Raw genomic sequence first — 14,749 nt, forward strand, 5'->3', positions numbered from 1 at the left:
GGGGCCGGCCCCAGCCCCCCCCCCGGGCCCCGGGGCCGGCCCCCCCGCCCGCCGCCCCCCCCCCCCCCCCCCCGGCCCCGACCCACCCACCGAACAGAACGCGCTACACAAGCCCCCACCGAAGCCGCACAGGCCGCCGCAGGCATTTCAGGGGCGCGGGGAACTGCGCAAAAACGCCCGCCCCCACCAAGCCGCACCCAACCACCCACCCACCCACACCTCACACCCCGCCGACGAAATGCCCGCCCACCAACCCCCGCACCACATCCAGCTCCCCCGCGATCAACGCGTCCAGCAGCGCCATATGCTCCACCGCGTCCGCGATCAGATCCGCCCGCCCCCGCGGCGCCCCACCCCCACCCACCAACGGCCACTGCGACCGCCGGTGCAAGTCTTCGGAGATCTGCACCAGTTGCTCATTGCCCGACAGCAACAGCACCGCACGGTGAAACGAACGGTCGGCCTCCGCGTACGTCGCCGGGCACCCCGACGACGCGGCCCGCACCGTCGCCTCCGCCATCGGCCGCAACTCCGCCCACCGCTCCACCGACACGGTGCGCGCCAGCCGCAGCACCACCGGCACCTCGATCAGCGCCCGCACCTCGGCCAGTTCCGCCAGCTCACGGGCCCCCCGCTCGACCACCCGGAACCCACGGTTGGGAACGACTTCGACGGCCCCCTCCAGCGCGAGCTGCTGCATGGCCTCGCGGACGGGCGTCGCCGACACCCCGAAGCGTTCCCCCAGGGCCGGCGCCGAGTACACCTCTCCGGGCCGCAACTCCCCCGCCACCAGCGCCTTGCGCAGAGCGTCGAGGATCTGTCCCCGCACGGAGGCCCGCTGCACGACGGGCCGAGGGATCGGCACCTCACCGTGGGTGTGCTCACCCCGCACCCCGGAGCCCGCCTCGACAGGAGAACGGCCCGCACCGGACGCCCGCGTCTGCGCCGGCACCCGCGCCTCCCGCACAGCCCGGTCCACGTCCTCGTCCCGCGCCACACCCCCCGCCCCGGCAGAGCCCTGCGCACCCTGCTTCACGGGTCCTCCTCGGGACGTGCGGACGTGTCGGTACTTGGGGCCATTAACGACGGCTTGTTACTCACCCGTCAAGAACCTTAGGCGCAGAACGCTCCAGTTCAAATCCCGAACCTTAGGTAAGGTGAGCCTTGCCTTAAGTCGACTGCGATCGGGGCCCACATGCACATACCGCCCGCCGGCTCCACCGCCACCGCCACCACCGACACCGCCACCGCCACCACCGCCGCCTACGCGCGCATGACCGAGGCCCTCCCCGCAGTGACGGTCACCGAGCTTCCGCAGGAGACCCCCCTCCCGGCCACCGGCGGCTGGGTCACCGCCGCCGCCCTCGCGCAGCACACGACCGCCCTGGACGCCTTCCTGGCCTGGGACGACGCACAGGTCCTCAGGGACAACGGCCGAAAGGGCCGCCCGGACGTGATCGCCGGCTTCGGGCTGCACCGCTACGCCTGGCCGGCCTGCCTCCTCTTCACCGCCCCCTGGTTCCTGCACCGCAGGGTCCCCCGCTACCCCGTGGCGCACGTCGCGTACGACCGCACCCGCGGCCCGATGGCCCTAGCGGTCCACCCGGGCGCCTTCGCGTGCCTCCCGGACGACCCGGCGGCGGCGCTCCCCGGCGCGTACACGGTCCCCGACGAGGAGTCCCTGCGCGCCGAACTGCGGGACGCGATCGCCGAGCACATGGAGCCGCTCCTCGCCGCGTTCGGCCCGCGCATGCGCCGCCGCGGCAGGGCCCTGTGGGGCATGGTGACCGACGAGATCATCGAAGGGATCTGGTACGTCGCCGGGCTCCTCGGCGAGCACGAGAAGCGCCGGGCCGAGCACGCCCTGGAGCTCCTCCTGCCCGGGACGTCGAAGCCGTACGTCGGCTCCCCGGCCTTCAGGGTGCTCGTCGGCCCGGACGGGCGCCCCGTGCGCACCCGGGACCGGGTGAGCTGCTGCATGTACTACACACTGGATCCGGACGACACCTGCGCCACCTGCCCGCGCACCTGCGACACCGACCGGATCGCCAAGCTCACGGCGGCCGCCGCCAGTTGAGGCCCTTTCAGAGGGACCCCCGGCGCGCACCTCCTCGAAACCTCCCGTAAGATCAACGCCGACTGGGACGCCCGTTCGGTTACAGGTGATTCACAACTTCCTCACACGGCGCAGGAACTTTCCGTGGAACCACCCGTACGGGTAGTCTTATTCGAACTCAACTCCCGCCCCTCAAGCGGCAGTTCGAGCAAAACGCTGCCCTGGGCAATCCCTTGCACTTCCTTGGCGGCCTCTTGCCCCGAAACCCCCTGAGGGTCGGCGGGTGTGGGCCACTATGGCGGGCGTTACGCCCTATCCCAATGCAAGGGACCCCAGATGAGACTGACCGACATATCGCTGAACTGGTTGCTTCCGGGCGCCGTACTGCTCCTGGGCATGCTGGCGGCGGTGGCGGTGCTCGCGCGGAGCAAGCGGTCCGGCGGGGAGCACGCGAAAGACGACTCGTGGGAGCGCAGCGAGGAGCGCCGCAGGCGCAAGGAGGCCATATACGGCACCGCCTCCTATGTCCTCCTCTTCTGCTGTGCGGCGGTTGCCGCCGCCCTCTCCTTCCACGGCCTGGTCGGCTTCGGCCAGGAGAACCTCGGCCTCTCCAACGGCTGGGAGTACCTGGTCCCGTTCGGCCTGGACGGCGCGGCCATGTTCTGCTCCGTCCTCGCGGTGCGCGAGGCCAGCCACGGTGACGCGGCGCTCGGCTCCCGGATACTGGTGTGGACGTTCGCGGGTGCCGCGGCCTGGTTCAACTGGGTGCACGCGCCCCGGGGTTTCGGCCACGACGGCGCGCCCCAGTTCTTCTCCGGCATGTCCCTCTCGGCGGCCGTCCTGTTCGACCGCGCGCTCAAGCAGACCCGCCGGGCCGCGCTGCGCGAGCAGGGTCTGGTGCCGCGTCCGCTGCCCCAGATCCGGATCGTCCGCTGGCTGAGGGCGCCGCGCGAGACGTACAAGGCCTGGTCGCTGATGCTGCTGGAGAACGTGCGCAGCCTCGACGAGGCGGTGGACGAGGTCCGCGAGGACAAGCGTCAGAAGGAGGCGGCCCGCCTCAGGCGCCGCGAGCAGGAGCGGGTCGAGCGCGCGCAGCTCAAGGCCATCAGCCGCGGTCACCGCGGTTTCGTCGGCCGGGGCGGCGGGCGCCAGTTGGAGCAGCAGCCGCAGGCCGCCCTGGAGCGCGCGTCCGCGGAGCCTGCGATATCCACCCCGGACCCGCTGCCCGTACGCCAGCGTCCGTCGCTGCAGCCGGTCCGCGGCGCGTCCGAGTCGCACTCCGTCGACCTCACCGCGGAGGACGACACAATGGCCCTGCCACGTCTGGACTCGCTGGAGCGCAAACTCAAGGATCTTGAGCAGCAGTTCGGCTGAGGCGAAGGCCGAGGCCTGAAGGGCGCGGCCGGGAGGCCGGAGCACCATGGGAAGGGGGCGTGACCGACGCGGTCACGCCCCCTTCCCGTGGTTCACGCCGCTCCGGCGTCGAGTTCGAACCAGACGGCCTTGCCCACCCCGTGCGCCCGTACGCCCCAGGCGTCCGCGAGGGACTGCACCAGGGCGAGGCCCCTGCCGTTCGTGCAGTCGTCGGGGTTCGCCGCCCGCACCCGGGGCAGGCGGGCGACGAAGTCCCGCACCTCCACCCGCAGGGCCCGCGGCCCCACGGTCGCCGTGACGACGGCGTCGTGGTCCGTGTGCACGAGTGCGTTGGTGACGAGTTCGCTGGTGAGCAGTTCGGCTATCTCGGACCGTCCGGGCCTCCCCCAGTGTCGTAACAGCTCGCGCAAGGCCCTGCGTGTCTCGGGTACGGCACCCAGGTCCGCCCGCTTCAGTCTGCGCCGGAGCTGGGGCGGCTGCGCCTGCTCCCGGACGCTGTCGGCCGTCTCCTCCACTGTCTGTGCCGAGAAGGCCCCTACTGCCGTGGGACCGCCTCCTCGTGCCTGCCTCTTCATGACCCCCGCCCGCGTGCCGATGTCGGTTTCCCTCCTGCTCGAACACGTTCACGGGGATCCATGCCCCATAGTTCAGGCGCCAGTCATGTCGAATCATCAACGACCAGGTGTTCGGCCACGTTTGCGGGGGCGACCACGACGGTGCCGGCAGCGCGGACGCGTCCCCGACGGCGCCCCGCGGACCGCCGCGCACGACGACGGGGTTCCGACCGGCCGGGCTCCACGGCGGTCCGTACGCGCCCCCCGGCCTCGGCTGCTCGTGCCGCTGGTCCCCTCCGTGTGGCATGTGCCCTGCGAGCCGCCGCCCGCGTACCGGATGCCACAGCCGGCCCGCGAGCCCTTCACGAGCGGGAAGGTGCGGCAAAGCGCCTGGTGGGCGGGGCGGTTCCGAGGAGCGGGCGCGGTGCACGGCCCCGAGCGCCCAGGTGGGGGCAGGCCCCGGCGCCCCACGCACGCGCCCCGGCCTCCGGACGAGGAGCCTGCCGTACGACGGCCCGCGCGCCCCCCGCACGGCGTGCGCCCCCGGCCGCCGGCACCCGACGATCGGGGCCCGGCGAACGGGGGTGAACCGGTGCGTCCGTTCCCGGCGGGGCGGTCGGCCCCACGGTGCCGTATGGCTGCCGGCCCGGGCGGTGCCGGGACACCGGGACCGCCCTGCATGGGCCGATCGGCCGACTCCGCGCTGCCGTCCTCGCCGTACCCGGCGAAGGGCTGGGACAGCCGGGAAACTGGCCTGAATGTGCCGCTACTTGCTCTTGAGGCCCTTGGCGCCGATGTGGAGGATCTTGTGGCTGCCGCGGGTCATGTCGACGACGACGGTGCTCGTGTGGCCCGCGCTCCAGGTGAGGGTGACGACGGCCTCGGTGCGAGTGGCGGTGGTGCCGTTGTCGGTGACCTTCCAGGCGAGGGGCACGTTCTGGGCGCGCAGGACGCCGTCGGCGTGCTCCTTCTCCTCCCAGGCGTTCAGCTCCTTCTGGAAGGCGGGCGTGAGGTAGTGCGCGCGCAGCGCGTCCTGGAGTTCGCCGCCGCCCTCGTCGGTGACCGCGTCGATGTAGGCGCCGTAGAAGTCGGCGACGCGGGTGACGTTGTCGGACGGCTTGCCGCTGACGCTGCGCGGTGCTCCGGCGGAGGCCTGGGCGGTGACTCCGAGGCCGAGGGCCAGGGCGAGACCGAGGGCCAGGGTGGTGCGGCGGGTCGCCTTGGTCGTGTTCATCTGTTTTTCCCCGTTTTCCTTCTGGTTCCAGCTGCTGGTGATGGTGCGGTGGTCCCTGCGGGGCCGCCCGCCCGACCCCCGTACGGGAGGGCGGCCCCGCTGTTCAGTGGAGCTTGTTCACCGCGGTGGCGGTCGTCTTCTTGAAGGCCTTGACCGGGGCGTCGGAGAAGTCGCCCATCTGGGACCACTCCACGACGGTGACGGTCCGGCCGTCCCGGCCCACGGACAGCAGGTGGATGTCGGTGGCGCCGAACGAGTGCTCGGTGTGCAGACCGTGCACCCGGGCGCCCTCCTCGACCGCGACCTTGCCGTAGTCCTTGTACGTGGCCTCGAGGTCCGGGTCGCCCTGTTCGAGGCGGTCCGCGCAGGTGCGGATCTCCTTGTTCATGCGGTCGGCGAGGGCCGCCGCCTTGGGCTCGGTGCCGACCTCGATCGTCAGCTGCCGGGCGCTGGTGTCCAGGTCGGTGCGGAAGTCGCGGTAGCGGGAGTCGTAGCCCGGCAGCGCGTCCTTCAGGCAGAGCAGCAGCTCGTGAGGGACACCGTCGGTCACCTTGCCCGCCGTCCAGGCGGACGAGGGGTGCGGCGGGAGGTCGCCGGCCGAGAGGAACCTGGGCGCGGCGGACGCGGCCCCGGCCTGCACGGCGCAGGTGACGCCGAGCATGAGGCCGGTGAGAGAGAGTACGGTGAGCGCTCCTGCTCGGGTGCGCTGAGGCATGGGTGTCCCCCGTGAGATACGTGCATGGGTGTGGGATGCCACCACAACGGCGGATGGTCGGTCCGGCCCGGTCGGTGTGACACCAAGAGCATCAGCGGTCACACCGGGCGGATGCAACACGGGGCACGGGATCCGTCGGCATGGAACCATCCCAGGCCGTCTGACGTGCAGGTACAGGGAGTGCCTGGGATGCGGGATCTAGGGGGAATCGTTGTCGGCACCGGAACCACAGGACGATGTCCAGGAGTTCGCGGCCCTGCTGCGGCGGCTGAAGGAGCGCACGGACCGCAGCTACGGTTCGCTGGCCCGGCGCCTGAACATGAACACCTCGACCCTGCACCGGTACTGCGCGGGCGACGCCGTACCGGTCGACTTCGCACCGGTGGAACGGTTCGCCGCGCTGTGCGGGGCGTCGGCCGAGGAACGGATGGAACTGCACCGGTTGTGGCTCGCGGCGGTGGCGGCGCGACAACGGCCACGGACCGTGGAGCCGACGGAGTCGGCAGAGCCTTCCGAGGCCGTCGTCGTGCCGGCCGAGGCGGGGGGCGGTCCGCACACGGAGGCAGCCGGTGGGCCGGGCACGGAGAGCGAGGGCGAGGGACCGGGCGACAGTGAGGGTGCGGGTGAGCCGGAGACCGTGCGGGCGACCGGGTCCGCTCTCCCGGGCCGCCCCTGGTACCGCCGTCGCCGTTTCCTGGTCACCGCGGCCGCCGTCGTGGTCGCCCTCGCCACCCTGGGCAGTCTGTCGGCGCTGCCGTCCGGCCGTCCCGCCTCGGACAAGGTGGCCCTGGCTCCTGACCCGTCGTCCCGGACGGCCGCGTCGGGCCTGCCCGAGGGTTCCGGCTCTCCCTCACCGAGTCCTTCCGCCTCGTCCGCCTCCCCCTCGGCCAAGGCCACCGGAACACGGCCCTCCGCTTCAGCGTCCCCCGGCCGCGGCGCCCCGAAGGAGAGCGCGGGAGCCGGACAGCGGGGAACCTCCGTCGGCACTCCTCTGACCTGGAGCGCGAACTCCCAGATCTGGGAGGGAAGCTGCGGCCACGACTACGTCATCGACAAGCCGCCCTCCGAGGTCCCCCCGCCCCCGCTCGTGCAGGACGCCGGGATCTGGGCGGCGACGCAGGGCGCGATCCACGGGCGGGAGACGAAGGTGCAGATCTCCGTGCAGGGGCGGTCCTCCACGGCCGTCGTCCTGGAGGCGCTCCGCGTCCGGATCACCGGCCGCGGCTCCCCGGCACCCGGTACCGCGTACGCCATGGACCAGGGCTGCGGCGGCGGGATCACCCCGCGCGGCTTCGACGTGAACCTGGACATCGACCGCCCCGTCGCCCACGCGGTCGCCGGCAACGAGACCGGACAGACCGTCCCCGCGGTGCAGTTCCCCTACCGGGTCTCCGCCTCGGACCCGGAGGTGCTGCTGGTCAGCGCGACGACGCAGACGTACGACTGCAACTGGTACCTGGAGCTCGACTGGTCCTCCCAGGGCCGCACCGGCACGGTCCGCATCGACGACCACGGCCGCCCGTTCCGCACGACCAGCATCAAGGGCCTACCCCGTCTCTGGTACGGCACGAACAGCGCCGGAGAGCGGGCGTGGGTGCCGTCCGGCACCTAGGGCCTTTCCGCCGCGGACCCCACCCGGTGAGCCGTGCCGTCGGCGTCCACGTAGGTGAACTCCCGTAGCCCGTAAGGCATGTCGGCCGGTTCGCCGAAGCGGCCCTCGACGCCCGACGCCGCCCACTCGGCATGGACGGCGTCGGCGTCGCTCACATAGAGGTAGACGACGGCTCCGGTACGCAGCGGGTCGTGCTCGGACCACTCGCTGAGGTGGATCGAGACCGACCCGCGCTCGACGAAGCCGTACCGCTCCGGACCGTCGTAGGCACGCGCGGCGAAGCCCAGCAGGCGGTATCGCTCAAGGGCCGCGGCGAGGTTCCGGACCGGGACGACGGGCGCGACGGCGCTGAAGGCGATGTCTGGCATACGGCCAGTCTCGCATCCGCGGGGTCCTCAAGGCCGGGGCATGTTGCGGAGGTTGGAGCGGGCCATCTGGAGCATGCGGCCGACTCCGCCGTCGAGGACGATCTTCGAGGCGGACAGCGCGAAGCCGGTGACCATCTCGGCGCTGATCTTCGGCGGGATGGACAGGGCGTTGGGGTCGGTGACGATGTCGACCAGGGCCGGACCCTTGTGCTTGAACGCCGACTTCAGGGCCCCCGCGAGGTCCTTCGGCTTCTCGACGCGCACGCCGTAGGCACCGCATGCCTGGGCCACGGCCGCGAAGTCGGGGTTCTTGTTGGTGGTGCCGTGCGAGGGGAGTCCGGCGACCAGCATCTCCAACTCGACCATGCCGAGCGAGGAGTTGTTGAAGAGGACGACCTTCACGGGCAGGTCGTACTGCACGAGCGTCAGGAAGTCCCCCATCAGCATGGAGAACCCGCCGTCCCCGGACATCGACACGACCTGTCGCTTCCGGTCGGTGAACTGCGCGCCGATCGCCATCGGCAGGGCGTTCGCCATCGACCCGTGGGAGAACGAACCGATCACACGGCGACGGCCGTTGGGCGTGATGTACCGGGCGGCCCACACATTGCACATGCCGGTGTCGACGGTGAACACCGCGTCGTCGTCGGCGAGTTCGTCGAGCACGGAGGCCACGTACTCGGGGTGGATCGGGACGTGCTTCTCGACCTTGCGGGTGTACGCCTTGACGACCCCTTCGAGCGCGTCGGCGTGCTTCTTGAGCATCTTGTCGAGGAAGCGACGGTTCTTCTTCTCCTGCACCCGGGGTGTCAGGCACCGCAGGGTCTCCTTCACATCGCCCCAGACCGCCAGGTCGAGCTTGGAGCGGCGGCCCAGGTGCTCGGGGCGCACGTCGACTTGGGCGATCTTGACGTCGTCGGGGAGGAAGGCGTTGTACGGGAAGTCGGTGCCGAGCAGGATCAGCAGGTCGCACTCGTGGGTGGCCTCGTAGGCGGCGCCGTAGCCGAGCAGGCCGCTCATGCCGACATCGAAGGGGTTGTCGTACTGGATGTGCTCCTTGCCCCGGAGGGCGTGCCCCACCGGTGACTTGACCTTCTGAGCGAACTCCATGACCTCGGCGTGCGCGCCCGCCGTGCCGCTGCCGCAGAACAGGGTGATCCTGTCGGCGGCGTCGATCATCTCGACGAGCTTGTCGATCTCGGCGTCGCCGGGGCGGACGCTGGGCCGGGAGGTGACCAGGGCGGTCTCGGCGGACTTCTCGGAGGCGGGCTCGTCGGCGATGTCACCGGGGAGCGTGACGACGCTGACGCCGGAGCGGCCGACGGCGTTCTGGATGGCGGTCTGCAGCAGCCTCGGCATCTGCTTCGGGCTGGAGATCATCTCGCTGTAGTGACTGCACTCCTGGAAGAGGCGGTCGGGGTGGGTCTCCTGGAAGAAGCCGAGGCCGATCTCGCTGGAGGGGATGTGCGAGGCGAGGGCGAGGACCGGGGCCATCGAGCGGTGGGCGTCGTAGAGGCCGTTGATGAGGTGCAGGTTGCCTGGCCCGCAGGAACCGGCGCACGCGGCCAGCTTCCCGGTGATCTGTGCCTCGGCGCCCGCGGCGAAGGCGGCGGTCTCCTCGTGCCGTACGTGCACCCAGTCGATGGCGGCGTTGCGGCGGACCGCGTCCACGACCGGGTTGAGGCTGTCGCCGACGACGCCGTAGAGGCGTTTCACTCCGGCCTTGACGAGGATGTCCACAAACTGCTCGGCGACGTTCTGCTTGGCCATGGATCCATGCACCCCTTCGGTCTCCTTGGGTCCATCAATCCACAATGGCCGCGATCACGCCTCCCAAACCGCCGCGGCTGTACGGTCGTCGGCATATCCCTTGACCCGGACTTGGCTGTCGGCGAGGAACGCGGCGAGGCCGGGCGGGGGGCCTGACCACCTGCCGGTGAGGTAGTCGCACAGTTCGGGCTCGCCGCGCAGGGGGTCGGCGAGGCCGCCGGTGCACATCAGGAGGGTGTCACCCGGGCGGGCGACGGAGGCGCGGAAGCGGAAGGCCTCGCGGGGCGGCTCGGGGGCGGGTTCGTAGGGGCTCGGGGGTGTGGGGATGCCGAGGTCCATGGTGAGGCGGTCGCCGTCGGGGGTCTCGGAGGGCAGCGAGCCGAAGCCGACGACCGGTTCGCCGGTGACGTCGGTGATCCGGGGTTCGATGTCGTGCCACTCGCCGTCCCGGAGGCGGAAGAGGCCGCCCGCGCCGACGCCGAAGAAGACGCGGACACGGCAGTCCGGGTCGGCGGGCAGCAGCAGACAGCGCAGGGTGGCGGCGTACTCCTCCGGGTCGATGCCCTGCTCCACGGCGCTGGCGCGGAGCTTGCCGAGACTGCGGTCGGTGAGCCGGTGCAGCCCTGACTTGAGGTCGCCCCGGCGGGCGGCGCCGATGTCCTGCGCGAGCCGGGCGTGACTGCGTCCCACGGCCCGTCCGATCCAGTGACACGCCTCGGCGGCGGCACGGTGGGCGCCGGGGGTGGCGCGGGCGCCGGTGGCCATGGCGACGAGGATCAGCGCCTGGTCGCCGGTGCCGAACCGGGCGGTGAGCAGGGAGTCCCGCCGGGGCTCGCCCCGGAACCTGGCCGAGTCCCCGCGCACGGACACCGCCCGCAGCGTGCAGGCCCCGTACCTGGCGCCGTCCAGCACGGTGTCCGCCACCAGGTCGTCGAGTTCGTCGGGGTCGGCCGGTGGGAGGGCGGTGGGTTCGGCGTCGTAGGTGGGCGGACCGGAACCGACGAATCCGACGGGGGCGGGAGGAAGGGTGGGGAGGTCCACACGGGTGGCGGTACGGGGGGCCGGCGGGACGGGGGCGGTGGCCCGACCGGGTCCGAGGGGCTCGGGTGCGGGATTGGGCTGGGTGGAGCCGGGGCCGGAGGCTGGGGCGGCTGGGACAGGGCCGTCCCCTGGGTCACCCGCACCGGGGCCGGCACTGTCCGGACCACGCTCACCTGGGACGCTTCCGTGGGAGCCGGGCCCGCGGGAGTCGCCACGGCCGGGTGGGACGGGCCGCTCGGCATCCCGCGGTGGCGGGGGCGGGGCCGCGGGGCGAGGTGGGGCGGAGGGGGGTCGGGGAGCCGCCGTGGGCGGCATCGGGGGCTCGGCCGGCGTACGGGAGGCCGGACCCTTCGTGGCCGGAGGCGTCTCCGTGGACGCGCGGTCACCAGACGCGCGGTCACCGGGTGGCGAGGGGGGCCGGTCGACGGGGGCGCGCTCGACGAAGCCGGGGGGCTTGGGGCCGGGTGGGAGGGACGCGGGCGGGTCAGGTGGGAGGGACGCGGGTGGGTCAGGGGGCGGTTCCCACGAAGCCCGGCGTCGGTCCGTCGAGGGAGCCGTCGCGTCGAAGACGCCGGTACGCGGCGCGGGCACCCCGGTACCGGGCCGAGGGCGCTGCTCGGCGCCGTCGGCCGCGCTCGTCGCACCCGCGGACTCGTCGCGCACCGTCCCCGCCGCCGAGGCGAAGCGGTCGTCCAGGGTGTCCGGGGCCCGTGTGGGGCCCGTGTCATCGGTGGAGTCGTACAGCTGCCCCCACCAGTCGTCCTCGTGACCGGTGGGCCTTCCCCCCTGCTGGCTCATGCCCCCAATTGTCCACCGCGCGGGCCGTATGAAAACGGGGCATCACGAAAATCAAGCGCCGCCACGCGCGTCGAACGGCGTGTCGCGTGAACCGTCGAACTCGTGTTGCCCAGGAGGTTGCCGACGGGATCGCCGGAGCACGTCCTGCGCCTCCAGCCGCCCGGGGGCACCCTGGACGCATGGGAGTGTGGGACCTCCTGTTGGTCGGCCTGGTCATGCTGTTCGGCCTGGTCGGGGTTCTGGTGCCCGGTGTGCCGGGGTCGTGGCTCGTGTGGGCCGCGGTCCTGTGGTGGGCGCTGAAGGATCCGCAGCCGGTCGCATGGGGCGTGCTCGTGGGGGCCACGGTCGCCCTGTTCCTCTCCCAGGTGGTGCGCTGGGCGCTGCCGCCGCGCCGGCTGCGGGCGAGCGGGGCCACCCCGCGCATGGGGGTGTACGCCGGGGCGGGCGCGTTCCTCGGCTTCTTCCTGATCCCCGTGCTCGGTGCGATCCCCGGCTTCATGGCCGGCATCTACGTCTCCGAACGCCTCCGCCTCGGCCGCCACGGGGAGGCGAGGGCCGCCCTGCGCACGGCGATGCGCTCGGGCGGCTCCAGCGTGCTGGCGGAGCTGTTCACGTGTCTGATGATCATGGGGGCGTGGCTGGGGGCGGTGCTGTGGGGGTGACGTAGGGCCGGAGCCCTGGACGGGCCTAGGGCGAGAATCCGATGTGCGGGCCGTGCCCGCGTGTTTGGGTGGCTGCCATGACCGAATTCAGCGAGGCCGAACGCGCGTACCTGAAGTCCCAGCGACTGGGCCGGCTGGCCACCGTGGATCCGCAAGGACAGCCGCAGGCGAACCCGGTCGGCTTCTTCCCGCAGGACGACGGCACCATCCTGATCGGCGGCTACGCGATGGGCCGCACCAAGAAGTGGCGCAACCTCCAGAAGAACCCGAAGGTCGCGCTGGTCGTCGACGACATCGTCAGCCTGAACCCGTGGACGGTGCGCGGCATCGACATCCGCGGGGAGGCGGAACTCCTCACCGGCCCGCACGAGTTGGGCGCGCACTTCAGCGAGGAGCTGATCCGCATCCATCCGCGGCGGATCCACAGCTGGGGGCTGGAGGAGTCCTAGAGGGGCGCCACGGGGCTCTGGAGGGCGCCTTCGAGGGTGAGCAGGGCGGTCTTGCGCTCCAGGCCGCCCGCGTACCCGGTGAGCAGGCCGTTCGCGCCGATCACGCGGTGGCAGGGGCGGAGGATCAGCAGGGGGTTCGCGCCGATCGCGCCGCCCACGGCCCGGACGGCGGCACGGGAGGCACCGACGCGGGCGGCGATCTCTCCGTACGTCGTGGTCGCGCCGTACGGAACGTCGTCGAGGGCGTCCCACACCCGGGTCCGGAACTCGGTGCCCTCGGGGTGCAACTCCAGCTGGAACTCCTTGAGTTCACCGGCGAAGTAGGCGGCGAGCTGCTCCCGGGCCTCCCGGAAGGGGGCTGGGTCGGGGAGCCAACCCTCCTGGACGGTACGGCCGTTCTTCTGCCCGGGGACGGACAGCGAGGTGAGCGCGCCGGTCTCGTCGGCGGTGAGGAGCAGTTCGCCGACGGGGCTGTCGAGACGGGTCCAGCGGATGGCCATGATTACTTCAACTCCAACTCTCCTGCTGTGCGCAGGTGTTGCCAGGCGTAGGAGCGCCAGGGGCGCCAGGTGTCGGGGCTGTCGAGTCCCGGTGGGGCGACATCGGGGTCGCCGAGGGCTCGGCTGCGGATGAGGGCGACGGCAGGGGCGTCCAGACCGGGCAGGTCGAGCAGTGCGCGCTGCGCCTCGTCGCGGTCGGCGCCCGGATCGAGTCGTACGGCGCCGTCGGCGAGGGCGGTGGCGAGGGCACCCAGGGGGCCGGCCGCCTCGGACAGGGCCGCGGACTCGGGGAAGAGGTGGGTGAGGCTGCCGCAGGGCGCGTCCAGGGTCTTGCCGTATCGCCGGACGAGCCGCTCGGATGCGCTACGGCCCACCAGGGCCCGTACGGCGAACTCCTCGGGGTCCGCCGCGCCGGGCGAGCGGAGTCCGGGGCGGGCGGCGACCAGGGGGGCGAGCCGGGTGTCCTCGCCGAGGCGCTCGTCGACGGCGTAGGGGTCGGCGTCGAGGTCGAAGAGCCGTCGCAGCCGTCCGACGGCGGTGGTCAGGTCACGGGGGTCGGTGAGGTGCAGTTGGGCGTCGAGCCAGCCGCCGGGGTGCGCGCCGGAGGTGGTCCTGGTGGTGCCGGGGCGTTCGTGGACGGCGACGATGCCGCTGCCGTGCGGAAGGCGGAGGGTACGGCGGTAGACGCGCCGGCCGGGTGCCCCGCTCACCTCCTCGACGCCGGGCACGGCCTCGCTCTGAAGGAGGTCGAAGACGGCGCCGGACCGGTAGGGGCCGCGGTGGGCCAGCCGTAGCGGAATGCCGGCCGTGGGGGTGGCCGCGCGGCGGGTGGTCCGGGCGGCGGCGCGCAGCTCGCTCGGGGTGGTGGCGTAGATCTCGCGAACGGTGTCGTTGAACTGCCGCACGCTGGCGAATCCGGAGGCGAACGCGATCTCCGTGACCGGCAGGCCGGTGGTCTGGAGCAGGACGCGGGCGGTGTGGGCCCGCTGGGCGCGGGCCAGGGCGACGGGTCCCGCGCCGAGTTCCGTGGTGAGCTGGCGCTGGACCTGGCGTGCGCTGTAGCCGAGGCGGTCGGCGAGCCCGGCGACGCCCTCCCGGTCGACGACCCCGTCGCCGATCAGGCGCATCGCCCGGCCCACCACGTCCGCCCGGACGTTCCAGTCGGCGGAGCCGGGAACCGCGTCCGGGCGGCACCGCCGGCAGGCCCGGAAACCGGAGCCCTGCGCGGCGGCGGCCGTCGGGTAGAAGCGGACGTTGTGACGCTTCGGGGTCACCGCGGGACAGCTGGGCCGGCAGTAGATGCCGGTCGTCTCGACAGCGAAGAAGAACTCCCCGTCGAACCGGGCGTCCTGGCTGCGGACCGCTTCGTACCTGGTGTCCTCGTCCATCACGCCCTCCAGTCTCCGCCGCGGGGGACGATGCCGCTGGCGGAAATCGGACATGGCGGTGCGGGGGGGTGCGACGGGCCCGTGGCCGGGTGCAGGTGCGTCGTGGCTGGTCGCGCAGTTCCCCGCGCCCCCAAGCCGGTGGGCACAGCCAGGCGGTCCAGGACCGCACCCACCCAGGGGCGCGGGGAACTGCGGGACCGGCCCCCCACTCGGCCGCGGCCGAACGAC

14 protein-coding genes are annotated in these 14,749 nt (G+C 72.6%); 5 read left to right on the plus strand and 9 right to left on the minus strand.

Annotation, left to right across the window (positions count from 1 at the left end):
- Positions 1–220: 220 nt before the first annotated feature.
- Positions 221–1,036 (minus strand): GntR family transcriptional regulator, encoded by an 816-nt coding sequence (locus ACFYZ8_RS21995; protein WP_388536867.1) that lies wholly within the window; start codon positions 1,034–1,036, stop codon positions 221–223.
- A 159-nt stretch (positions 1,037–1,195) separates the two neighbouring features.
- On the opposite strand from ACFYZ8_RS21995, the gene ACFYZ8_RS22000 reads away from it, so the two are divergent.
- Both ACFYZ8_RS22000 and ACFYZ8_RS22005 read left to right on the plus strand, forming a co-directional pair.
- Entirely contained in the window at positions 1,196–2,077 is an 882-nt protein-coding gene (locus ACFYZ8_RS22000) for a (2Fe-2S)-binding protein (protein ID WP_388536869.1), read from the plus strand.
- Between the two features lie 315 nt (positions 2,078–2,392).
- On the plus strand, positions 2,393–3,430 hold the full coding sequence (locus ACFYZ8_RS22005; protein ID WP_359028651.1) for a DUF2637 domain-containing protein: 1,038 nt from the start codon (positions 2,393–2,395) through the stop codon (positions 3,428–3,430).
- 92 nt (positions 3,431–3,522) lie between these two features.
- On the opposite strand, the gene ACFYZ8_RS22010 is transcribed toward ACFYZ8_RS22005, so the two are convergent.
- The 3 genes from ACFYZ8_RS22010 to ACFYZ8_RS22020 all read right to left on the minus strand — a co-directional run bounded on the left by ACFYZ8_RS22010 (position 3,523) and on the right by ACFYZ8_RS22020 (position 5,933).
- On the minus strand, positions 3,523–4,005 hold the full coding sequence (locus tag ACFYZ8_RS22010) for an ATP-binding protein (protein WP_389050087.1): 483 nt from the start codon (positions 4,003–4,005) through the stop codon (positions 3,523–3,525).
- Between the two features lie 745 nt (positions 4,006–4,750).
- Entirely contained in the window at positions 4,751–5,218 is a 468-nt protein-coding gene (locus tag ACFYZ8_RS22015; protein WP_388536871.1) for a hypothetical protein, read from the minus strand.
- Positions 5,219–5,321: 103 nt separating this feature from the next.
- Positions 5,322–5,933 carry a hypothetical protein gene (locus ACFYZ8_RS22020; protein WP_388536872.1) on the minus strand — a complete coding sequence of 204 codons (612 nt, stop codon included), beginning with the start codon at positions 5,931–5,933 and terminating at the stop codon, positions 5,322–5,324.
- A 211-nt stretch (positions 5,934–6,144) separates the two neighbouring features.
- Here ACFYZ8_RS22020 and ACFYZ8_RS22025 point away from each other — a divergent pair, with 211 nt between their 5' ends.
- On the plus strand, positions 6,145–7,545 hold the full coding sequence (locus tag ACFYZ8_RS22025) for a helix-turn-helix domain-containing protein (protein WP_388536873.1): 1,401 nt from the start codon (positions 6,145–6,147) through the stop codon (positions 7,543–7,545).
- Here ACFYZ8_RS22025 and ACFYZ8_RS22030 read toward each other — a convergent pair.
- From ACFYZ8_RS22030 to ACFYZ8_RS22040, 3 genes are read right to left on the minus strand one after another with little or no spacing between them, the layout of a single operon-like run.
- Positions 7,542–7,913: a bleomycin resistance protein gene (locus ACFYZ8_RS22030; protein ID WP_388536875.1), complete on the minus strand. Its 372-nt coding sequence runs from the start codon at positions 7,911–7,913 to the stop codon at positions 7,542–7,544. The genes ACFYZ8_RS22025 and ACFYZ8_RS22030 overlap by 4 nt on opposite strands.
- 27 nt (positions 7,914–7,940) lie before the next feature.
- On the minus strand, positions 7,941–9,683 hold the full coding sequence (locus ACFYZ8_RS22035; RefSeq protein WP_388536877.1) for a pyruvate dehydrogenase: 1,743 nt from the start codon (positions 9,681–9,683) through the stop codon (positions 7,941–7,943).
- A gap of 54 nt (positions 9,684–9,737) precedes the next feature.
- Positions 9,738–10,724 (minus strand): protein phosphatase 2C domain-containing protein, encoded by a 987-nt coding sequence (locus tag ACFYZ8_RS22040; protein ID WP_388536879.1) that lies wholly within the window; start codon positions 10,722–10,724, stop codon positions 9,738–9,740.
- A gap of 977 nt (positions 10,725–11,701) precedes the next feature.
- Here ACFYZ8_RS22040 and ACFYZ8_RS22045 point away from each other — a divergent pair.
- Both ACFYZ8_RS22045 and ACFYZ8_RS22050 read left to right on the plus strand, forming a co-directional pair.
- The gene (locus ACFYZ8_RS22045; RefSeq protein WP_359028659.1) at positions 11,702–12,184 is read left to right on the plus strand and encodes a DUF456 domain-containing protein; all 483 of its coding nucleotides are present in this window, start codon (positions 11,702–11,704) and stop codon (positions 12,182–12,184) included.
- 77 nt (positions 12,185–12,261) lie between these two features.
- The gene (locus ACFYZ8_RS22050; protein WP_359028660.1) at positions 12,262–12,633 is read left to right on the plus strand and encodes a PPOX class F420-dependent oxidoreductase; all 372 of its coding nucleotides are present in this window, start codon (positions 12,262–12,264) and stop codon (positions 12,631–12,633) included.
- On the opposite strand, the gene ACFYZ8_RS22055 is transcribed toward ACFYZ8_RS22050, so the two are convergent.
- Positions 12,630–13,133 carry a methylated-DNA--[protein]-cysteine S-methyltransferase gene (locus ACFYZ8_RS22055; protein ID WP_359028661.1) on the minus strand — a complete coding sequence of 168 codons (504 nt, stop codon included), beginning with the start codon at positions 13,131–13,133 and terminating at the stop codon, positions 12,630–12,632. The genes ACFYZ8_RS22050 and ACFYZ8_RS22055 overlap by 4 nt on opposite strands.
- Positions 13,134–13,135: 2 nt before the next feature.
- Positions 13,136–14,521 carry a bifunctional transcriptional activator/DNA repair enzyme AdaA gene (locus tag ACFYZ8_RS22060; RefSeq protein ID WP_388536882.1) on the minus strand — a complete coding sequence of 462 codons (1,386 nt, stop codon included), beginning with the start codon at positions 14,519–14,521 and terminating at the stop codon, positions 13,136–13,138.
- Positions 14,522–14,749: the final 228 nt, after the last annotated feature.

The sequence above is a fragment of the Streptomyces sp. NPDC001668 genome (assembly GCF_042893155.1).
Classification (GTDB): Bacteria; Actinomycetota; Actinomycetes; order Streptomycetales; family Streptomycetaceae; genus Streptomyces.